The 22,368-nt window shown below is 43.1% G+C and carries 13 protein-coding genes; 2 read left to right on the top strand and 11 right to left on the bottom strand.

Annotation, left to right across the window (positions count from 1 at the left end; translation table 11 throughout):
• Positions 1–143 precede the first annotated feature (143 nt).
• From Q0993_RS09685 to ruvB, 10 genes are all read right to left on the bottom strand, one after another.
• On the bottom strand, positions 144–848 hold the full coding sequence (locus Q0993_RS09685; protein ID WP_299532289.1) for an energy transducer TonB: 705 nt from the start codon (positions 846–848) through the stop codon (positions 144–146).
• A gap of 55 nt (positions 849–903) precedes the next feature.
• Entirely contained in the window at positions 904–1,302 is a 399-nt protein-coding gene (locus tag Q0993_RS09690; protein WP_299532291.1) for a VanZ family protein, read from the bottom strand.
• The gene (gcvH, locus tag Q0993_RS09695) at positions 1,295–1,675 is read right to left on the bottom strand and encodes a glycine cleavage system protein GcvH (protein ID WP_299532292.1); all 381 of its coding nucleotides are present in this window, start codon (positions 1,673–1,675) and stop codon (positions 1,295–1,297) included. Before gcvH ends, Q0993_RS09690 begins: the two co-directional genes overlap by 8 nt.
• 220 nt (positions 1,676–1,895) lie before the next feature.
• A complete protein-coding gene (gene sprA / locus Q0993_RS09700; RefSeq protein ID WP_299532293.1) occupies positions 1,896–9,044 on the bottom strand; it encodes a cell surface protein SprA in 7,149 nt (2,382 codons plus the stop codon).
• A gap of 5 nt (positions 9,045–9,049) precedes the next feature.
• On the bottom strand, positions 9,050–9,631 hold the full coding sequence (gene ruvA / locus Q0993_RS09705) for a Holliday junction branch migration protein RuvA (protein ID WP_299532294.1): 582 nt from the start codon (positions 9,629–9,631) through the stop codon (positions 9,050–9,052).
• 46 nt (positions 9,632–9,677) lie between these two features.
• Positions 9,678–11,972 (bottom strand): NADP-dependent malic enzyme, encoded by a 2,295-nt coding sequence (locus Q0993_RS09710; protein ID WP_299532296.1) that lies wholly within the window; start codon positions 11,970–11,972, stop codon positions 9,678–9,680.
• Between the two features lie 108 nt (positions 11,973–12,080).
• Entirely contained in the window at positions 12,081–13,799 is a 1,719-nt protein-coding gene (locus tag Q0993_RS09715) for a sodium:solute symporter (RefSeq protein ID WP_299532297.1), read from the bottom strand.
• Between the two features lie 272 nt (positions 13,800–14,071).
• A complete protein-coding gene (gene queG, locus Q0993_RS09720) occupies positions 14,072–14,992 on the bottom strand; it encodes a tRNA epoxyqueuosine(34) reductase QueG (protein WP_299532298.1) in 921 nt (306 codons plus the stop codon).
• Positions 14,993–16,318: a cytochrome P450 gene (locus Q0993_RS09725; protein WP_299532844.1), complete on the bottom strand. Its 1,326-nt coding sequence runs from the start codon at positions 16,316–16,318 to the stop codon at positions 14,993–14,995. It lies immediately after the preceding gene.
• Positions 16,318–17,340 (bottom strand): Holliday junction branch migration DNA helicase RuvB, encoded by a 1,023-nt coding sequence (gene ruvB, locus Q0993_RS09730; protein ID WP_299532299.1) that lies wholly within the window; start codon positions 17,338–17,340, stop codon positions 16,318–16,320. The genes Q0993_RS09725 and ruvB overlap by 1 nt, the downstream gene beginning before the upstream one ends.
• A 218-nt stretch (positions 17,341–17,558) precedes the next feature.
• On the opposite strand from ruvB, the gene pckA reads away from it, so the two are divergent.
• Both pckA and Q0993_RS09740 read left to right on the top strand, forming a co-directional pair.
• Complete coding sequence (gene pckA / locus Q0993_RS09735; RefSeq protein ID WP_299532300.1) at positions 17,559–19,145, top strand: phosphoenolpyruvate carboxykinase (ATP); 1,587 nt, start codon at positions 17,559–17,561, stop codon at positions 19,143–19,145.
• A gap of 111 nt (positions 19,146–19,256) precedes the next feature.
• On the top strand, positions 19,257–21,515 hold the full coding sequence (locus tag Q0993_RS09740) for an acyl-CoA dehydrogenase (protein WP_299532301.1): 2,259 nt from the start codon (positions 19,257–19,259) through the stop codon (positions 21,513–21,515).
• Here Q0993_RS09740 and Q0993_RS09745 read toward each other — a convergent pair.
• Positions 21,512–22,336, bottom strand: a complete 825-nt coding sequence (locus Q0993_RS09745; RefSeq protein ID WP_299532302.1) for a DUF2807 domain-containing protein — start codon at positions 22,334–22,336, stop codon at positions 21,512–21,514. The two genes, Q0993_RS09740 and Q0993_RS09745, sit on opposite strands and share 4 nt — an antisense overlap.
• Positions 22,337–22,368 lie beyond the last annotated feature (32 nt).

Genomic DNA, 22,368 nt, shown 5'->3' on the forward strand with positions numbered 1-22,368 from the left:
ATTCCAATAGGTCAGCAAAGATAGCCCCAAACACTATTTTTTGCAACGAATAAGGGAGTTTATTGGGTAAAAAGGGACTAAACCAAAAAAGAAAAACCCTGATGATATATCAGGGTTTTATTTAAATCGTTCTTGAAATCTTGTTATTGCAGCTTAAATGTAATTGGAATACTGAAAGGTACCCTAACTGCCCTTCCCCGTTGTTTTCCCGGAGTCATCTTAGGTAATTTACCGATAATTCGCGCTGCTTCCTTTTCCAAATTTTTATCCGGGCCCCGCATCCTAACATTACCGATACTTCCGTCCTTCTGGATAACGAACATAACATTTACCCGTCCTTGAATACCCATTTCTTGGGCTATTTCAGGGTAGCGGAAGTTTTTACTGATGTGTTTCTGCATCATTTTGTTGAAGCAGGCCCTTTTATTGGATGCGCTTTCACAACCTGGAAAAACAGGTACGTCCTCAATAACGGCAAAAGGCACATCCACATCTTCCTCAACCTCTTCGACGGCCACATCCTCTACTTCTATAACCTCTTCTTCTTGGCTCGTTTCAGTAGATTCTATAACGGTTTCCTCCACTTCTTCTTCGTCCTCTACTACTTCGATAACTTCCGGAGCCGCAGGTGGCGGTGGGGGTGGGGGTGTCTTGATCTGTTCTGTCATGGGAACCTCCTCATCCAAATCATCATCTACGTTCATCGAAATATCGTAGTCGTTTACCTTGTCATAGGTTTTCCACTCCAAGGCACCGTAAACCAAGGCCATGACCAACGCCAATCCTATTACAAAATAAAGCCCACTATTCCTGCCAATATCCGCTTTTGGGTTCTTTTTTAGTTCCATAACTATATCTTTAATGTTCGCTAATTTAATTAAAATAATGCTTAAAAAGCAAATACTATTCCCAATTTAACCGCTTTTTAGAGGAAAAAATGGTTTTTGCCGTTAACACTCCGATAAAGGCGCCAATGGTGTTGGCCAACGCATCAAAAACGTCCCCGGCCCGGGTTGTCGTGTATCTGTGTTGAATTCCCTCAATAATAATACCAAAAACAATAAGAAATAGTAGTAGGCCCGTTATCATTTTCGATATGGAGGTACCGCTTTTAAGTCTACTACGAAAGGAGAAAAAACCTAAAACAGCCGCTACAAAATAAAACCCAAAATGTACGATCTTGTCCAAATGGGGAATTTGGATGTCCGGAACACTGGTATCTTCAAAAGAATATAAGCTGGAAAATGTAACGAACACCATCCAGCTTATAAAGAGAATTGTAAAAATTGGCTTTTTAGACACCTATCAGTTCTTTGTAATCCCCGTCACTGAGCAAATCGTCAATTTCCGTAGGTTCACTTATCTTTATTTTTATCATCCAACCTTCTCCATAAGGGTCTGAGTTCACTTTTTCGGGCTCATCTTCCAAGGATTCATTGAAGGCAATGATTTCACCGCTTAAGGGCTGAAATAGATCAGATACCGTTTTTACGGCCTCCACTGTGCCAAAAACCTCTTCCCTTTCCAAGGATTCGTCCAAGGTCTCTACCTCAACATAAACAATGTCCCCCAATTCACCTTGGGCAAAATCTGTGATGCCCACAATGGCCACGTCACCCTCTATCCGTACCCATTCATGATCTTTTGTATATTTTAACTCGGATGGTATATTCATTTTTTTCTTGTTTGTATCCGTAGGCAAATGTAACGGATTCTGGATAGGTTTTCAAGAATATATTCAAGTTCGGACATCAAAGTCGCGGTTCAATTTTTAGCACATAAGCGATACGTCATTTTTAGAGATTCCTTTAAACAAAATGCCAAGATATGTTGCCAATGACCATACACACTAAATTTACCTCTATAGTCTTAGGGATATATGCCAGAACCCGCATTTAATTTCCAAAATTGTAACGTAATGTAAATCCAGCATTAATGGTAGTTTGCGGAAAAGCAGTGGATACCGCAAATTGAGAGAACGAGTGATCATAAAAGAACAGGGCGTTCAAATTCTTGTTCAGCGCGTAGTCTGCCGTAAACTTAATGGACAACAAATTTTGACCAGAGGTAATCTGATTATTATCGATATCCAGATTTCGGATGATGGTAATGTTATCACGCAGTGTAACATCTGCCTTTAGGTTTAAATCTCCCTTGAGCCTTGTTTTATTGCCTCCGATGTTGGTAACAAATTTTACATCCTTAAAGCGATATCCCAACCCCAATGTATATTCCTTTCCATTCACTTCGGTCATAAGATTATTATCGAAACTGAGGGACAGTGCCCTATCGGTCCGTACTTCCGCTAGAACACTAATGGAATTTTTCATCTCAAAATCCACACGCATCAGCGGATTGAACTGATCGGTAAGCACTACATTGTTCAGTATAAGATCGGGCAATAAATCCCCCGTTTCTGAGTCGATACTACCGTTTTCCTTTTCCAAATTGGTCTGGAACGAATTGATACTATAGGCGGCCCGATACCCGTGGGTCAACGAAAATCGTTTGAATTTTTTCTTGAACCACTTATTGCGCATTAACCCGGTATACTTTATGTTCCAGTTTGGAATCGGAATATCCCGAAAAGCGTCCAGATTAACCCTGTTCACATCTTGACCCGTATAGGCCGCAAAAAAGGCGGGCAAAAGCACTTCTTGATTGGTCTTGCCGTAGAGTTGAGGAAAACCATCCTCATCCAAATCTCCAATGGCCTGCCCCCTATCTGCCACCAATCTGTTGGCAATGATCAATCTGTTCTCCTTAAATTTCTCGAAGGTCTCGGAAGTAAATTCGTCACTTTTGTTGAAAGCCGTGCCGATCATCATAGTGGAGATACTAAAATTCCCAAATTGGTTGCCCAGTAACTGATTGTATTGAAGTCCGCCATTTTCAAGATCCGGAATTACCTCAAAATTTTCTTGATAGCTACTGGAGTATTGCCTGTCCGCGTTGAGGTCTATGGTCAAATCAGGGGTTACTTGTGCCGTAGCGGTGATATTTAATTGCTTGTTGGTACGTTCCAGAAATTGTTCATTGAATCCGTCAAACTGTGTTAACCATCCATTACGGGCAGCATCAAAACGCACGTCGGCCTGACTACCAAAAACAAAACCGAAGGATGGCCGCAAGGATCCGATAAAACCTATGCTTTGGGTGTATCCTGGAAGTACCTTACCGTTTGTCTCGTTATAATTGATGTTCAACCGCTTCACCATGGTCAAAATATCCACGGCCGTATTGAAAAGAGCGCTGGTCTTCGGTTTTTGTTCTTCTTCCCCCGTAGCAGTGTTTCCAGCTTTGTCCCTACGGATCGGAGTCCGGTTTACGGCTACCTTGCCATCCCGCTTTTTAAGTCCGATCAAATCGTAGAACTTCTGCATGGTAAGGTTTGCCGTTAGATTATGGGTATTGGCGTTTTGTACCGTATTGATATCCTCCCCGGCCACCTCACGAAGTGCATCCCCGCCCCGTTGCCAATCAAAGTTACTGGAATAGGTATATTGGGCATTGATAAAATCCAATGCAGGAATCTTATTGAAGGGCAGTTCATAATTCAATTGCATTTGCTGTGAATGCCTATTGGGCTCTCCTAAATCCCAAAACCCATCCCAAAGTCCTAGAGTCTGGTCTATTTCGGAATTCGGATTATCCTCATCCTCTAGAAAATTGCGTACAATATTGTTATTGCTTCCGGTAAAATTCAATCGTAAGGATTTCGTAAGATTGTAGTTTATGGCATATTGCCAATTGAACTGATAATTTCGTTGTTGCAGTTCGGGCAATTCCAAACGTTCCACACCTTCCTCGCGTACATCCCTAAAACGCTGCCGATTGAACTGTCTGTTAATATTGGAATTTACAGATACGGTGGCAGGCAACAGATTTAAATTAAGGTCTTTGAGCCATTGCCAATACTTACCGGTAAAGAGCGAATCCTTCTTGGCAAAGGGTGCTACCTCAACGGGCTCAAAGGCGTGATTGTACACAAATCCGGTCACAACATTCTGATCCTGCAAATTGGCTATTTCAAAATCCCTATGGTTGGTTTCGTTATAGGAATAATTGAAGGTAAAGTTTTCAATATCATAGAAATTGGCATCCGCTTCCTCTCCCCTGTCCTTACGTACACCGATGAAGTTAATACTGGTCCGTTTGGTATAATCCTCCGCTTGTTCCCTTATTTCTTCCGCGGCCTCGGCGGTAGGCGCAGTATCTATCAAATCGTCCAATTTCAAATCATCGTATACCGGATCAAACTCAGGGGTAATCAACTGCTCGGAAATACCGTAATTGAATGGGAGCTGTATGCCCCATTTTTTCGGGAGTAATTGACCTAAGTTTACATTGGTGACCAAATCGTAGGAAATGGCATCTTCACGGGCACGTTCATTGGGCATTTGGTCTATGGCCCCAAAACCTGAGGTACTTCTGCTCCCTGTTGCGGATACGTTGGCAAAATCGGCTAGGTTGGCATCCACCGCGGCTACAGCGGCCCAACCCCCGTTATTGTCCAATCCGGCCAAACGTAGTTCATTGAACCAAACTTCGCCTCGCGCGGGCAAATCATCGGTATTCTTAACACCGACCATCATACTTCGAATACTTCCTAAGGAAGGATTACCCTTTATCCCAATACGCAACCTACCCGGAGTCCTAGGCGCAAATTCCTCCACCGGTATCACTTCGCCGTTTTCCACTTCAAAAAAACGGATTTCGCTCAAATCGCCACTATTGATCCACAAGGATTTCACTTTGTTCAAATCGCTCAGCGCAATATCCATTTCATTTTCTTCCGGCCAAATTTCACTTGCTGAAGTGGCCGTAAAGGGGGTGAAACGCAGAGGAAGCTCTATCTGATAAAAATTTTGGGTAAAATCCGTTCCAATTCGGAAAAACCCTATTAAAGGAATATCGTCATCCGAGTAATCACTGTCCACAATTTTTTCCGCGTGCATGAACATCTTTATTTTTTCATACTGGCGAAGGTCAATATTCAAATTTTTAAATACCCCACGGGAATCCTCGGATTCCAGATTCTCCACCACAATGGAAAGGGACTGTTCATTTTGTCTTATAATCGTGTTATTGTTGTTCAATTGCTCCCGCACCACTCCTGGAGGAAGCACATAAGGTATTGGAATTCTGGAGTTGTTCTCCTCAATATTCACCGTATTTACATCCACAACGGTACCATCGTCTGTGGGATCCGTGTCCACACTCTCATCCTGAAGGTTTTTAAGATAGGTCCGCCAATCGCCACGTACCAGATCTAGTGTGGCAAAGCGAAGTACAACATCACTGCTAAAATTGGTCAAGTACATCCGCATGAAGCTCACGGACCTAAAATCGGTAATACCTCCAACAGCCTCGGTAAAGTCGCTCAATGGCACCTTATATTGTATCCATCTTCGGTTAAGTTGGGACCCGTCCGGTAGTTCCGGAGTTACCCCTTCCTTGATATCAGTTACGTATAGATCGTCTATAGTAGTATTGGGTCTTATCGGAATTCGATATTCATAATAACTATTGACCGTGTTCATGGTTAAATCCCGATCTATATCCTCCACATCGGGAAGTGTGGTGGAACCCCTATTGGTATTGGTCACTTGGACCGGGGAATTCCCATCGGGATTATTGAAATCGATATAGCGTTCCAATATTCCACCTTCTCGATTAAGATAATACTGGTAATTGTCCAATGCGGGATCATTCCCTGTATTATTTGAGTATACCGACGCTTCCCCGGCATCGTCCAATCCATCAAAGCCAATATCCTGAAGGCTACGGTTGGTCTCACTGGCATCAAAGGCGTAAACCAGTGATTGTGTGGCCGGAACCTCTCCCCAGGAAGTCGGCGCCACCAAATCATTGCTCTCTACCCCGGGCAAGCCGTTTTCATACTGTTTTTTACCGTCCCTAAGGATGTCTTCCGAGATATTTCCCAAATTCAGGACCAATTCCCCAGGACTCGTACTTGTACCGTCCACATAGGGATCCAGCACCCAAAACTGAACAAATTCCACATTGGACTGTTCAAAGTTGGTACTGCTCAGGGAACGCATAATCCCGGCCCATTTGTTATCCGGTGTTTCCGTATCAAAATTGGGATTGTTGTTATAAGGACCCTTTTGGTTGGGGTAATAAGCCAAATCCAGGGTATTCTGAACGGTAGTCTGGCCTTGGGCGATATCCACTTGAGGAAAGACCTCATCCACGAATATCCTTCGTGTCGGGTTTGTGGAAACATCGCTATCCGAAACACCGGATGGTCTTTGATTGGTATAAAAAATGGGGTCTATGGTGTACCACGCCATTTTTGCCCTCCCGTATCCGTTCAACAAATTATCCGGGTCTTCGGGAGAACTTCCCAATAATTGTCCTCCCGGAACAAACTCCAAGGGGGTACTGGCCAAAGTCCAACCCAACGATCCGCGAATATCTATTAAGGCCTGTGCCCCTTCAAAGTCATCGAGATATGTAGTGGTTTCACCTTGAAAATCTGCATTTTTTGGGGAGTTTGGTCTTAACCAGGCTACTTCTGCACGGACGGAGACATTAGAGGGCACGTCCGTATCTATATTTGGCAATTTGTTGACCATACGGGTAAGGAAGGGAACTTCGGTCGAAAAGTTTCCGTTAAGGCCAAAAATGGTATTATTGACCGGTTCCACGCCAAAATTTGATTTTTGGGTAAGGGGCCTTTCGTTTAGGTTCAACCAAGTTCCTCCCAGTACAAAGTTTTCGTTAAACTGATGTTCCACATTTATTCCGGTAAACCTTCGGGTCTGTTGACCGAATACGGCATTGTTCTCTACCGAAATATTAATAGGGGTATTGGAAGCTTCAAGACTGGGATCCAAAATTTGCACAGTTCCTGCCTGGTAGTTTACGGTATAGTCTATTCCTTCCTGTAATTGCCTACCTCCCGCCGTAACCCGTACCGATCCCCGGGGAACATTAAAGGCTCCTATGGGAATTCCGCTGCTCCCCTCGGACTTATAACGTCCCTTTAGGATAAACTTGTTCTTTTCCGGATCTTGCAGCGCCGCAGCTTTGGTAAGTTCATACATATCCCGAAAAACATACTGTTGTTGGTTAGGGTTATAACCTGGAACATTTTCATAATCTCCACCACCAAGTTCCTCAAACAAGTATTCCCCAAAAGGTTCAACCTTGGTGAAAATAATAAGTCCCCCTTGGGTGTTTACTGTAATCCCGGGTACAAAATCAAAAAAGCCATCCCCTCCAGGTTGTACATCATTGTAAATGTTTAAACGGTCCAAATTGAAAACCTTCAAAAGAATATCCTCTTCCAAACCGGTCGGCCAGGTGGCATCATCTACCGGAGTTATATAGTTTCGAGGGGTAGGGTCCGAGTACAGGATGTTCATTTTAAAATCCTCCTGGCTCAATTGAAAGGCACCGGTAGCATAAATGTTCTTCATCATCAAATCCCAAATAGGATCTGAAATATTGGTAATGTTGCTTTTCAACAACTTAAGAATCAAAGTATTGTTTTCAATTATCGGGTTTGCGCCCCCTGAAACCGTGGTTGCATCCAGACCACCATTGGCAAATTCCCCAACCTGGAAAACTTGCCCGTTAAAGGTATATTGGAATGCTACGCCCAGTACTTCATCATTGCTTAAACGTTGATTCAGTGATATATAGCCCAATTGTGAATCGAAATCATAGTCCCTTCCGGCCTCTAATTTTCTTGCATTCTCTAGGATAGCATAATCAAATCCCTGGTTTGAGACATATCCGGGAATATTAAATCCGGCCTCCACGGTTGCAATGTCCCGTATTGATTCGGTCAATGCGCCAGTACCTATCTGCTCGGGGTCAAAATCATTTGCGTCATTTCGGGGAAGTACATTACTCGGATCATTGAAGAATCCCGGGGGGGCAGCGTTCAAAAGCCCTAACCGCGTTTGTTCCTCGATAGCTTCTCCCAAATCTTGAATAGCTACAACATTGCGGACATTTAAGGTTTGTTGGCTTCTATTGGTTACCCATACCTCCAAACGGGTAATTTGGACTTGACTTTGTACAAAGGGATAGTTGGCCAAGGCGCCATCATATTGATCCCGAAAATACTGGGCCAGGAAAAAGTGTTTGTCCTCATCATAGTCCAAGGCGGTAATGGAAAAGTCGTTCAAAGTACCTCCGCCTTGGGCCACCACCGTATTGTTTTGGGAGCGCTGCTCCGAAAACACGGCGGTAACCGTGGTCTTTCCGAACTGTAATTGTGTCTTTACCCCGAATAGGCTTTGTGCTCCTTGGATCAACGAACTGTTCAGAGGCATGTTCACATTTCCAATCTCTATTTTTTGGATAATATCATCCTCTGTTGGCGTGTAGTCTAATTTTACTATATTTTGAAAATCGAAAGTTGCCTCTGTATCATAATTTGCAGTAACCTGTAAGCGCTCTCCTATCTTGCCCAACATGCTTAAACTAATGCGTTGGTCAAAGTCAAATGAAAGATTGGTCCTATTTCGAGGTGAGAGGGCGGGATTATCATTTTTTTGCCAAATGACCCCCAAATCCATGGCTACGGAACCCTGGGGTATGACCTCTATGGTATTTCCTCCGAAAACGGACTGAAAGAAGTTATTATTGATGTAAAAATTGGGAAGTAGGTTTCTACGTGCTTCCTCGCTACCTTCCTTCTTACCGGAATAGGCATCTGACTTTTCCTTGAAATACTCCTTGATGCCCTCCTGTTGTACCAGTTCCAGATACTGTTTAGGCGTAAGGATAATAGGATAGCCTATGTTAAACTCCCCGACACTTTCATTGTAGACATACATGTCCAGTTTCGGGTCATAAATGTATTTGGAGACTATGCTCTCAGGATTTGGCATCACCAATTTTCCCAAATCCGGGCCTGTCTTTACGGAGTCCTGTTGTTGTTCAACAGGTTCCTCTCCCTCCGTTTCCTGGGCCACGGTGGGTACCACGGTCATAAGAAACAACAGGAATAGGAAAGTAAGCTTAAATGTTAATTTAAGAAATTGCTTGGCCCCTTTTTTCAAACTTGTTACAAATTTTTCAGCGCGTGTTTTATAATGTTCTCAACGCTTAAAGAAGGGTCTTGGTTTAGAACTTTGTCCACTGCCTTTTCGGCCTGTCTTCGGGCAAAGCCAAGAACCTCTAAAGCAGATAACGCTTCTTCTTTATTTGTATTGTTTGAATCAATGGAAACTTCGCCTACATCGTAGACCTTCAAAATTTTGTCTCTTAGGTCCAAAATAACCCTTTGTGCGGTTTTTGCCCCAATCCCCTTTATGGCTTGGATTGCAACCACATTGTCACTGGCAATAGCCTCCCGTATTTGAGGTGGCGACAAGGAGGATAACATGGTCCTTGCCGTACTGGAACCTATCCCGGAAACAGACAGCAGCAAACGAAATATGTCACGCTCGGTTTTCTCGGCAAAACCAAACAAGGTATGCGAGTCTTCCTTTACCTGTAAATGGGTGAAGAGATTGATATCCTCTGAATCGGATATTTTAGAAAATGTATGGAGTGATATATTTACAAAATAACCTACTCCCCCACACTCAATAATGACATGGGTAGGATTTTTTTCTATAAGCCTTCCTTTTAAGTGATGTATCACAATGGCAACGGGTTAGTTATTGGAGAACTTAGCAATTTATATATCGTCATTTTTTCATTCTTGCCTTTTTTCTTTTTTCCCTTTCCTGGGCATCTATCACCGCGACAGCGGTCATGTTAACCATTTCATCAACACTGGCGCCTAATTGTAAGATGTGAACGGCCTTTCGCAGTCCCAGCATTATGGGCCCAATGGCATCCGCTGCATGCAGTTCCTTTAACAATTTATAGGTGATGTTCGCAGATTCCAAATTAGGGAATATTAGGGTATTCACTTTTTTCCCGGCAAGTTTTGAAAACGGGAATTGGCTTTTGAGCATCCCCTTGTTCAGTGCAAAATCCGTCTGTATTTCCCCATCAACAATTAAATTGGGGTTTTCGGCATGAAGCTTCGCAACGGCTCTCTTCACCTTTGAGGCGTTTGGATGATTGGAGGCACCATAATTGGCATAGGACAGCATGGCTACAACAGGGTCAAATCCAAAAGCACTGCCTAAATTGGCCGTCATTCTTGCAATTTCAGCCAATTCCTCTGCGTTGGGATCGATATTGATAGAGGTATCCGATAAAATCAGAGGGCCAATGTTGGTTATCATAATATGGGCCGTGGCTGCCTTTCTTACGTTGGCCGCCCTACCAATCACCTCAAAGATAGGTCTTACCACATTGGCATAGGCCCTTGAATGTCCGGTTATCATACCATCGGCATCCCCTTCCAAGACCATCATGGCACCAAAATAATTGCGTTCCCGCATCTTTATTTTTGCACTATACAGGGTCGTTCCGTTTCTCTTTCTACTTTCCCAATATTTTTGGGCATAATGGTTTCTTTTTTCTAGGGAATCATCTCCGTATTGATCGATTATGGGAACATCAGCATCAAATTCCAATTCTTTTTTCAATTCGGAAATAATCTGTTTATCCCCTAACAAAATAGGATGTGCAACCCCCTCTTCGTACGCTATCTGGGCCGCTTTAAGGACATCCAAATGGTCAGCTTCCGCAAAAACAATTTTCTTCGGGTTTATTTTTGCCCGGCTCATAAGCAGACGCATCACCTTATTGTCATCACCAGATCGCTGAAGCAGTGCCTCACTATACGCTTCCCAATCATTGATAGGTGCCTTTGAAACCCCGCTTTGTATGGCCGCTTTGGCTACTGCGGGAGGTATTTCGGAAATAAGCCTGGGATCAAAAGGTTTCGGAATGATATAGTCCTTACCAAAAGTAAGCCTGGTTTCCCCATAGGTAATATTTACCTGTTCTGGGACGGGTTGTTTTGCCAAATCGGCCAAAGCCTTTACCGCGGCCATTTTCATCTCCTCATTGATCGCGGTAGCCCTTACATCCAAGGCACCCCTGAATATGAATGGAAATCCAAGAACGTTGTTGACCTGATTGGGATGATCCGAACGTCCTGTGGCCATAATGATATCATCCCTCGTTTTACAGGCCAATTCATATTTTATTTCTGGATTTGGGTTGGCCATGGCAAATACAATGGGATTATCGGCCATGGACTTCAACATGTTTGGACTCACAATATCCGCAATGGAAAGTCCAATAAAAACATCGGAACCCTTCATGGCCTCTGCCAGAGTATCTATTTTTTGGTCCGTGGCAAACTCCAGTTTTTCATGGGATAGACCTTCCCTGTCCTTTCGGATCACACCTTTGCTATCCAACATGATGATGTTCTCGGCCTTGGCCCCGAATGCCTTGTACAACTTGGTACAGGAGACCGCGGCGGCCCCTGCCCCACTGACCACTATTTTTACTTCCTCGATTTTCTTATTTGTCAATTCCAATGCATTCAGCAAGGCGGCGGCGGAAATGATCGCCGTTCCATGTTGATCATCATGCATTACCGGAATGTCCAGTTCTTCCTTAAGTCGCCGTTCTATTTCAAAAGCCTCGGGAGCCTTGATATCCTCTAAATTAATTCCGCCAAAAGTAGGGGCAATGGTCTTCACCGTTGCCACAAATTTGTCCACATCCTCGGTGTCCAACTCAATATCTATCCCATCAATATCTGCAAAAATCTTAAACAACAAACTTTTTCCCTCCATTACAGGTTTAGAGGCTTCGGGTCCAATATTCCCCAAACCTAAAACTGCCGTTCCATTCGAAATCACTGCTACAATATTGCCCTTAGAGGTGTATTTGTATACCTCATCTTTACTCTTTTTAATTTCAAGACAGGGTTCCGCTACTCCCGGGGAATATGCCAATGCCAAGTCGCGCTGGGTGGTATAGGGTTTGGTAGGTACTATTTTAATCTTTCCAGGTCTGGGTTTGGCATGGTAGACCAAGGCTTCCCTTCTGCGTTTCTCTTCACTCATATCCTAAGTTTGATCTGTAAATTTAGCCTAATCTTTTAGGAATGGGCCCTCCAAAAATAAAAAAGCACCAATAAAACTATTGATGCCTTATCAAATGTTAAACCTATATTACCAAAAGTATCCTACCACAATGGTAGTAATGACCAATAATACAATGGCGAGATACCGATAATTTTTATACCATGGGAGGGCACTGAGTTCTTCCGTCTCTTCCGTAAACATTTCCTTTTTGTAGGTATACTCCCGTACCTGATCCTCGTCTGGAAGACCGGTCAACAAACTCACCGTAATATGGACAACAATGCTAATAACGAACAACAGATTGGCTTTTGCCAAAAAGTGGAAATCATTGAGGTAAGGGGAAATATCATATGCCGCCGACAATATCATAAAAAGAGCGAAGGCACCACCGACCAACAAACTAACAAAGGCTCCAGTACCGTTCGCCCTTTTCCAAAAAAGTCCCAATATAAACGCAGATACCACAGGAGGGCTGGTAAATGCGATAACCAACTGCAAATAGCCCCATAATGAATCACTTACCTTTTCAATGAACGGCACCCATGCAGAAGCGAGAACCACCAAAATCAAGGTAGCTATTTGGCCCGCCCGAACCAATTGTTTACTCGTCATTTCCGGGCGAAGTTGTTTTACAAAATCCATAGTGATCAAGGTGGATGCCGAATTGAACGTTGCCGAGACCGACGACATCATGGCCGCCAAGAGACCCGCCACCACCAAACCTAAAATTCCGGTTGGTAGCAATTGAAACAATAATACCGGATAGGTAAGGTTAGGACAATCTGCCAAATTCTGGCACATTCCACCATCGGCTATGGGATAATTGAGGCCGGAAATATCCAAGTTATTAAAAAGCAACAAGGCCAACACACCGGGAACGACCATAATAAAAATAACCGGGAGTTTTAAAAATCCAGCAAATAGTGCACCCCATCTCCCATGGTTTAAGTCCTTAGCTCCGAGAACCCGCTGTACCATAAACTGGTTATTTGCCCAGAAATAGAATCCCAAAAGAGGAACTCCGGTCAACAATCCCCACCAGGGCATAAACTCATCATTGTCCGGACGCACCAAACTAAATACCTCGCCCGAATTGGACGGAATGAACTTACCTTCGGCGGCCCTATCCCCAAAATTCACTTCCCCACCAGCCAACATGGCATCCAATTTTCCCATCATTCCTTGCCAACCGCCCCCAAGTTGGTCAAAGGCGAAATACGTAAGGAGACAAGAGCCAATAATAAGCAGTACAGCCTGTATCACCTCGGTCTGAATTACCGAGTTTAGGCCTCCAGGAATGGTATAGGCCGCTGCTGCAATGGCCAACATAATGATAATATAGGTTGAGCTAATATCTGGGAACAACAACTTTAAAACAATACTACCTACATAGAGACCGGCAGCTGTGTCCACAAGGACATTTCCCAAAATGGTTATGAAGGAAAAATAATAGCGAGATCGCTTATCGTATCGACGCATCATAAATTCCGGCATCGTATATACCCCGGATTTTAAATAGAAGGGCAGGAAGAAAATGGAAAAGAAGATTAAGATTACAACAGCATACCATTCATAGTTGTAGACGTTGATATTGGTCTGAAAGCCATCCGAGGCCAATCCTACCAAGGTAGAACTGGAAATATTGGCCGAAAACAAGGCAATACCTACAATGGGCCAAGTCATGGTCCTACCTCCCAAAAAGTAGTCCTCCGAACTGCTTCTCTTGGACTTCGATATACCATATATGATAATTCCTACAAGATAAACCAGAATTACAATGACGTCCAATGTTTCCAATCCGCCCATGATAGTATTGATTTAGTTTAGTTAGTTTTTATCGGTTCATTTTGGTATTTCGACAATCAATTGCCATTATTTTGACATATCCCCCATATCTATCGACCACTTTTGAGAAATCCACAAAATGCAATAGTCTCCGAATATAACGTTTTTCATGAGTTCTTAAAAAAATCTTAAATAGAAAATGGTAAATTTTATTACGAAAACGTTTGCGTTTTCCGATTACCACAAAAAGAGGAGAAAAAACCCTAAAGTTTTGAAAACCTTGCCCTTAAACTTTACTTCACGAAGTTGATATTTCTCTTAAGGCCGGAAAATTTAGTGCGTTTTACCGCCGATTTTTGAAAAACCCTTTTGAAGACATCCTCCGTTATTTCCTCCCAATCTTTCTTGGTCATGGACAGTAATTCCGGTTTCGGATCAAATAGAGGTTCATTATGGGATTTGGAAAATCGATTCCAGGGACAGACATCCTGACAAATATCACAACCAAAGATCCAATCCTTAAATTGGTCCTTAAATGCGATTGGAATTTCGTTTTTGAGTTCGATGGTAAAATAGGATATGCATTTGCTCCCATCCACTATATAGGGTTCCACAATTGCCTCTGTGGGACAGGCATCGATACAAGCGGTACAGGAACCACAATGATCGGTTACCGGGGAATCATAATCCAATTCCAAATCTACGATAAGCTCAGCGATGAAATAGAAGGAACCTACCTGTTGTGTAAGCAGGTTACTATGCTTACCCAGCCATCCCAAACCACTTTTAACGGCCCAGGCCTTATCCAATACCGGAGCTGAATCCACGAAGGCCCTGCCGTGTACCTCCCCAATTTCATTCTGAATGAACCGGAGCAGGTTTTTGAGCTTTTCCTTTATCACATAGTGGTAGTCCGCGCCATACGCATATTTTGAGATTTTATAGGAACCGGTGTTTTGGGTTTCGGAGGGATAGTAATTCAACAGCAATGAAATCACTGATTTTGCACCATCTACGAGCTTGGTGGGATCCAAACGCTTGTCGAAATGGTTTTCCATATAACGCATTTCCCCATGCATGGCACTGTCTAGCCATTTTTCTAGTCTAGGGGCCTCTTCCTCCAAAAACTCAGCTTTGGAAATACCACAGGATAAAAAACCCAGGCGCCGTGCTTCCTCTTTTATTAAAACCGTATGTTTACCTTTCCCATACATTTATATGCGTGCCGTAAATTTCACAAACGCCTCACTGGGCTTTAAACTGATCAGTGGATGAACCTTAATTTCCCTGGTAGTGGACAACTGGTATTTCCTTACCAAAAAGGCAATGGTCATAAGCATTTCGTACATAGCAAAATTATTGCCCACGCACATTCGAGGTCCGGCCCCGAAAGGAAAGTATTGACCGGAAAAGTCCCTTTTGCCATCGGCAACAAAGCGTTCCGGAACAAAGTGATCGGGGTCTTCCCAGAAATCCACATGGCGATGTAACTCATAAATACTCATCAACCAGACGGTGCCTGTTTTAAAAACATGTCCTTCAAGGGTATCTTCGGCCAAACTTACCCGGTCCATAAAATATACCGGAGGATAAAGGCGCATGGATTCCTCTAAGCACTGTTGGGTATAGGGCAATTGAGTCAAAGCCAATATGCTGTTCCCCCTTTCAAAATCAATATCCTTTACTTCTTGGTAAAGCCTTTGTTGAACTTCAGGATGTCTCGCCAATAACATCAGAGTAAAGCTCAACGCGTTGGCCGTTGTTTCATGGCCTGCAGTAAAAAGTACCATGACCTCATCTATGAGCTGCTGCCTCGGCATAGGTTTACCATCTTCGTAACGTGCACTCAATAGCATATCCAGCAAATCGTCTTTTTCTTCCTTGGAGTCCAAGCGTTCCTGAACGATTCCATTAATCAAATTCCTTGCCCGAACAGCTAATCTTAAATGTTTTTGGATATCCCCGTTCAAATGAAACCACCATTTGAGGTAGGGCATTCGCATTTCCTTGATCAGCATTTTTTGATTGGCAATTGTAATTTCCTTTAGGCGTTGCATTCTATCCCGAATATTGTCCGCGCTAAAAAGGGACTTTGCCACTACTTGAAAGGCCAGATCTCCCATTAAAGGAAAAATGTCCTGTTCGGCATTTACCTTTACCTCTTTTAGTTCGGTTACAATGGCTTTATACATCATGCGTATAAGGCCTTCCAACTTTTTCTTGTGGAAGGCAGGCTGTATCATCCGTCGATGTACTCGCCAAAACTCGCCATTGGATGTCAGCAGCCCATGTCCAATATATTTGGCCAATTCCTTGGTCTGTAAAGATGATTTTCCATAATTCTTGTGATTTTTTTGAAGTATATGCCTGATGGATTCCGCATTCCTGGTAAAGACCCAGTCGTTTCGTCTCCCTAAATTTATCCTGAAGGTATCGCCATACTTTTGGAAATAATGGTGATGAAAGGGCAAAGGGTTTTTTAGGATTGTCCTTCTGTTCCTTAGCACTTCATATCGGGGGATACTTGGCAAATCCTTCATCAAAACAAGCCCGGCTGATTTCCCCCTTTTACCCGACCCAAATGTTTATAGGCCAATCCGGTCACCTCCCGACCTCGAGGGGTTCGCATAATAAAACCTTGCTGGATCAAAAAAGGCTCGTAGACCTCCTCAATGGTCTCCGCACTTTCAGAAACTGCAGTGGCCAGGGTAGTAATTCCAACAGGGCCTCCTTTGAATTTATCGATTATGGTGGTCAGAATCTTATTGTCCATTTCATCCAGGCCATGGGCATCCACATGCAAGGCCTTAAGACCAAATTTGGAGATATCCATATCTATATTGCCATTACCCTTTATCTGGGCAAAATCGCGAACGCGGCGTAGAAGGGCATTGCAGATTCGCGGAGTACCCCTACTGCGACCGGCAATCTCTATGGCGGCCTCATTGGTAATAGGCACTTTTAAAATATCCGCACTACGTTGTACTATTGTAGATAGCAATTCCGTAGAATAATATTCCAAGCGACTGGAAATACCAAAGCGTGCGCGCATAGGTGCCGTTAATAAACCCGAACGTGTTGTTGCCCCTACCAAAGTAAAGGGGTTAAGATTAATCTGTACGGATCGGGCGTTGGGTCCTGTTTCTATCATGATATCGATTTTATAGTCTTCCATGGCAGAATAAAGATATTCTTCCACGATAGGGCTTAATCTATGAATCTCATCGATAAAAAGGACATCCCTTTCTTGAAGATTGGTCAACAGACCAGCCAAATCCCCCGGCTTGTCCAACACCGGTCCCGAAGTAATCTTAATACCTACTCCCAGTTCATTGGCCAGAATATGGGCCAATGTAGTTTTGCCCAATCCAGGTGGGCCGTGGAACAGTGTGTGGTCCAGAGCCTCTCCTCTTAGATTGGCGGCCTGTACAAAAACTTTTAAGTTTTCAAGAACTTGTTCCTGTCCGGTAAAATCACCGAATGTAACAGGTCTCAAAGCCCTTTCTATATCCAGTTCTTCCTTGGAAAAGTTCTCTGCCGTTGGGTCTAAGTGTTCGTTCATATCCTAACAAAGATACTAAAGCATGCACAAGTAGCTACATGAATTAAACTCAAATGGATGCCTTATGCCGTTAGGTTATCTTAAGGTTAAATTCGGAGTAAGCAAGTTGATGATTTTGACCTACATGACATTTGTCATCTTTTTTACCCTTAATCATCAACTACATTTGCATAAGATTTATGAGCAAATACTATATATCAACTTTAAAACAATTTAACATGGCAGAAGCATTTAATCTTCGGAAATACGGTATAGACACCGAGACCATTTATCGTAACAGTAGTGTTCCCGTACTTTATGAACTGGGACTGAGATTGGAAAAGGGTACCGCAATTTCCGATGTAGGCGCCCTGATGACCTATTCTGGGGAAAAAACGGGTCGTAGCCCAAAGGACAAACGTATCGTGAGGCACCCAGATTCTGAAAATAATATTGACTGGGGCGATATCAATATAGGGCTGGATGAACACACCTATATGGTAAACCATGAACGTGCTCTTGATTATCTCAATACACGCGATCACTTGTTTGTTGTGGATGCTTTTGCGGGATGGGACCCAGACTATAGAATAAAGACAAGGATTATTTGTACACGGGCCTATCATGCGCTTTTTATGCAGAACATGTTAATCATGCCCACCAAAGAGGAATTGGCCAATTTTGGTGAGCCGGATTATGTAGTTATGAACGCCGGTGGTTTTCCAGCCAACCGCTACACATCCGAAATGACATCCAAGACAAGTATTGACGTAAACCTGGAGCGAAAGGAAATCGTGATATTGGGTACGCAGTACGCCGGGGAAATGAAAAAAGGTCTCTTTGGTGTTATGAACTACCTTATGCCATTGGAAGGTGTAATGCCTATGCACTGTTCCGCAAATGTGGGTGAAAAAGGTGATGTAAGTATTCTTTTCGGTCTTTCCGGAACGGGTAAAACTACCTTAAGCGCGGATCCCAAGCGAAAATTGATTGGTGACGACGAGCACTGCTGGACCGATAAAGGAACCTTTAATATTGAAGGAGGTTGTTATGCCAAGGCCATTGACCTTTCCGAGGAAAATGAACCTGATATCTTTAATGCTATCCGATTTGGTACCGTCCTTGAAAATGTGGTATATGACAAGAATACCCGCGAAGTAGACTATACCGATGTCTCCATAACACAGAATACGAGGGCGTCTTATCCTATTGAGTTTATTGACAATGTACAGATTCCTTGTATAGCTGGCCATCCCGAAAACATTATTTTCCTAACCTGTGATGCTTTTGGTGTATTGCCTCCGGTCAGCAAGTTGACCCCCGAACAAGCTAGTTACCACTTTATCTCAGGGTACACAGCGAAAGTCGCCGGAACGGAAATGGGGGTAACCGAACCTCAGGCAACATTCAGTGCTTGCTTTGGAGCTGCCTTTATGATGTGGCATCCCAATAGGTATGCCGAGTTACTGGCCGAAAAAATAAAAACACACAAAGCTACGGCTTGGCTGGTAAATACCGGATGGAACGGTAGTGGTTCCCGTATGAAATTGAAGTATACAAGGGCTATGATCGATGCAATCCATAATCACGACTTTGATAACGTGGAATATGTTACGGATGAGGAGTTTGGCTTCCAAATTCCGACCAGTTGTCCAAACGTTCCGGAAGAGGTTCTAATTCCTAAAAATACATGGGAAGATAAGGAGAAATATACCCAAGTTAAAAACAAACTGGTTACCCTTTTCAACGATAATTTTGAGCAATTCAAGGCCAATGTGAACCCTGAAATCGTCGCTGCCGGTCCAAAAATTGCAGAACCCGCATAGTTTCATTTTTTATTTAGTTATATGTTAAAATCCCCGATCAGGTTTGATCGGGGGTTTTCATTGGGTCCTGTATCCTTTTTAGATTCTCCCTTAAAATTGTAACTTCATATCATGGAAATGTACACGTCGGGGATTCTTCAATATATTCCCTTTTTTTATGTCATATGGTCAGATGATCTGTTATCAGCTTCTGAAATTGCCGTTGTTGAAAAGGCCCTAAAGCAAGACGGCTCATTGTCCAAAACCGAAAGGGACACTTTGTTCAAATGGCTAATACGGGCAACACCTCCTTCCGATATGGAGTTCAAAAACTGGAAGCGTACCATTTCCAAATCTACCGTAAGACTAGTGGAGAGCGATACCTATCCTTTGGCCACTTTTAGTCAAAAAGTAGTCTGCAGCTATTACGATGAATGCCCATTCAACGAAAATCTAAAGTACATAGAAATAAATCTTGGTATACAACCCAACCACTATAACCATCTTTTTGATGTAGAGGTGGTTCACCAAAGGACATCCAACTACTATGATGCCCAAAAATTAGACGCCCTTTTAAAAGGAAGGCATGCCAAGGTAATGGATGACTTCCGCTCTTTTTTATCCCATCCCCTTTTTAAGTGGAACATTCATAGGGACAAGGATGAATTTAGGAAGCGGGTCTTGGAGCAAGTAAAGTTTCTGGGAGAAAAGGGTTATGGTGCCATGGCGTACCCGGACAACTATGGCGGAACCGGGGATATGGAAGGTTATGCCACCATTTTCGAAAGTTTAATGTACGTTGATGGTAGTCTTGCCATCAAGTTTGGGGTACAGTTCGGCTTATTTGGAGGAAGCATTCAAAAATTGGGAACCAAAAGGCATCATGACCTCTATCTAAAGAAAACCGGACAAGCCAAGCTTTTAGGCTGTTTTGCCATGACGGAAACGGGGCATGGCTCCAATGTAAGGGGTATTAAGACCACCGCGACCTACGACTCCAAAACCGACGAAATCATCATTCATACCCCTGGCGAAAAAGACAACAAGGAGTATATTGGGAATGCCCTGCATGCTAAAATCGCCACTGTATTTGCACAACTTATCGTAAATGGAAAAAACGAAGGAGTGCACGCCGTTTTAGTTCCTTTACGTGATTCCGAGCATCGGTTATTACCTGGGATAACCGTAGAAGATAATGGGTATAAGCTAGGGCTCAATGGCGTGGATAACGGTAAAATTTGGTTTAATCAGGTACATGTGTCAAGGCAGAACTTGTTGAATAAATACGGTCATATAAATGATGATGGCACCTACCATTCGGATATCCAAAATCCGAACAAGCGCTTCTTTACCATGCTGGGTACTTTGGTAGGTGGACGTATTTGTGTGGCCCGTGCCGGATTGGGTGGGGCCAAATTTGCGCTGGCCATTGCTATAAAATATGCCTTACAAAGAAGGCAATTCAATGATAATATAAAAATTCAGGAGGACTTATTATTGGACTATCCCACACATCAATTGCGGCTTACACCCTTAGTTGCCAGTGCCTTTGTCTACCATGTTACCTTGGACAAGATTATGGAAGCCTATTGCCATGACGACAATGCGGATAAACGTAAGGTGGAGACCCAGGTGGCCGGCCTAAAATCCTTGATTACTTGGTATGCCAACAACACTATCCAAGAATGTAGGGAAGCCTGTGGAGGTAAGGGTTATCTAATTGAAAACCGTATCGCGGATCTCAAGGGCGATGTGGATATTTTTACCACATTTGAAGGCGACAATACGGTGTTATTGCAATTGGCTGCCAAAGGGGTGCTTTCGGATTTTAGGGCGGAATTCAATAGTGCAGGTTTTTCCTCCGTATTGCGATTACTAACGACTCAACTTGGAGAAAGACTTTCCGCCATTAACCCAATATACACCAATAAAACGGATAAGGAACATCTATACAGTTCCAAATTCCATAAACACGCTTTTAATTATAGGACCAAAAGATTGACCTATACGTTGGCCATGCGCATACGTAATCATATAAAGAAGGGAGTTCCTTCTTATCAAGCATTCCTTAAAGTTCAGACGCATCTATTAGCTTTGGGAAAGGCTTACAGTGTAGAGTTGGCCTACACGCAATATTCTAATTTTGCCTCTTCGATCGAGGATGAAAAAAACCGTTTATTGTTCCAAAAACTGGGAACACTTTATGCGCTGTATGAAATCCGAAAAGATGCCGAATGGTTTTTGGAACAGGGTTATATAGGAAGAACCAAATCAAAGGCGATACGACAAAGAGTAGAGCGCCTCTGCTCTGAGTTAAGGCCACATATGGAAACTTTGGTGGACGGTTTTGGTATTCCCGAACATTGTATTACCGCGCCAATCGCTTCTTAATCCACTGCTTTATGAAGTTTGGAAGTGTCCAAAAATTCTAAAATCCGAATTTTTGGGTCCCCGTATAGATTAACACGGGAAGAACCCTTTGACGAAAGTTCAAAATTTGTAATGGCATAAATGTTGGCATCCGAGGATTCTTCTAAAAAGGCTTTAACGCCGATTGCTTCACATCGTTCTGCCTTAAGATTCGCATTACCGAACAAGTTTACCTGCAAACTGTCCGTGGTACCTTCCAATCTTGCCGTGGCATTCTTTTGCATTGAGATATGGGTACTTTCACCTACCACATATATGCGGGCATCTATACGGTCTTTTAATTGAACATCTATGGAGTCGCTCGCAAAGTTGAAATCACCTGAACTAATACCTTCCATGGCAAGATGCGTAATTGTTGCATTGGCATTCAATTCCAATCGCGAAGGACCCGAGGTTTTAATGCTCAATTCATCGGAAGAGATTACATCATCTGTATTTATCTTCCCATTTTCCATGGTAATTGATTCCAATTCCTTGTAGTTAACAGTGATCTCCAGCTTTTTCTTGGCCGTAATCTTGTAAAATGAACTGATCAGCAGCGTACCGTCTTCAACTTCAAATTTCAGCACATCGATCAAGTTGTCATCGGCTTCAATAGTATAACCTTCCTCAAAGGATTTCTTTAAGACGATTTCCAAATCATCTACAAGTTGTAAGGCACGAAAAGGAGGTAAATCCTCCTTCACCTGTACTATGCTTCTATTTCCCTTGATTTTAGGTTTGCGTTGGCCGTATACAAGTCCTGTAAGCATGACCAGTACTATAAGAAAAATGTTTTTCATACCAGGTTAGATTTCATGGAGGGTACCAGTAC

The sequence above is a fragment of the Ulvibacterium sp. genome, from assembly GCF_028285715.1.
In the GTDB taxonomy this organism is placed as follows: Bacteria; Bacteroidota; Bacteroidia; order Flavobacteriales; family Flavobacteriaceae; genus Ulvibacterium.

Excerpts from the sequence above, each read along its gene's own strand:
- Q0993_RS09740 (WP_299532301.1), top strand. The coding sequence starts at position 19,257 with ATGGAAATGTACACGTCGGGGATTCTTCAATATATTCCCTTTTTTTAT.
- queG (WP_299532298.1), bottom strand. The coding sequence starts at position 14,992 with ATGTATGGGAAAGGTAAACATACGGTTTTAATAAAAGAGGAAGCACGG.
- Q0993_RS09745 (WP_299532302.1), bottom strand. The coding sequence starts at position 22,336 with ATGAAAAACATTTTTCTTATAGTACTGGTCATGCTTACAGGACTTGTA.
- pckA (WP_299532300.1), top strand. The coding sequence starts at position 17,559 with ATGGCAGAAGCATTTAATCTTCGGAAATACGGTATAGACACCGAGACC.
- ruvB (WP_299532299.1), bottom strand. The coding sequence starts at position 17,340 with ATGAACGAACACTTAGACCCAACGGCAGAGAACTTTTCCAAGGAAGAA.
- gcvH (WP_299532292.1), bottom strand. The coding sequence starts at position 1,675 with ATGAATATACCATCCGAGTTAAAATATACAAAAGATCATGAATGGGTA.
- Q0993_RS09710 (WP_299532296.1), bottom strand. The coding sequence starts at position 11,972 with ATGAGTGAAGAGAAACGCAGAAGGGAAGCCTTGGTCTACCATGCCAAA.
- Q0993_RS09685 (WP_299532289.1), bottom strand. The coding sequence starts at position 848 with ATGGAACTAAAAAAGAACCCAAAAGCGGATATTGGCAGGAATAGTGGG.
- Q0993_RS09725 (WP_299532844.1), bottom strand. The coding sequence starts at position 16,318 with ATGAAGGATTTGCCAAGTATCCCCCGATATGAAGTGCTAAGGAACAGA.
- Q0993_RS09715 (WP_299532297.1), bottom strand. The coding sequence starts at position 13,799 with ATGGGCGGATTGGAAACATTGGACGTCATTGTAATTCTGGTTTATCTT.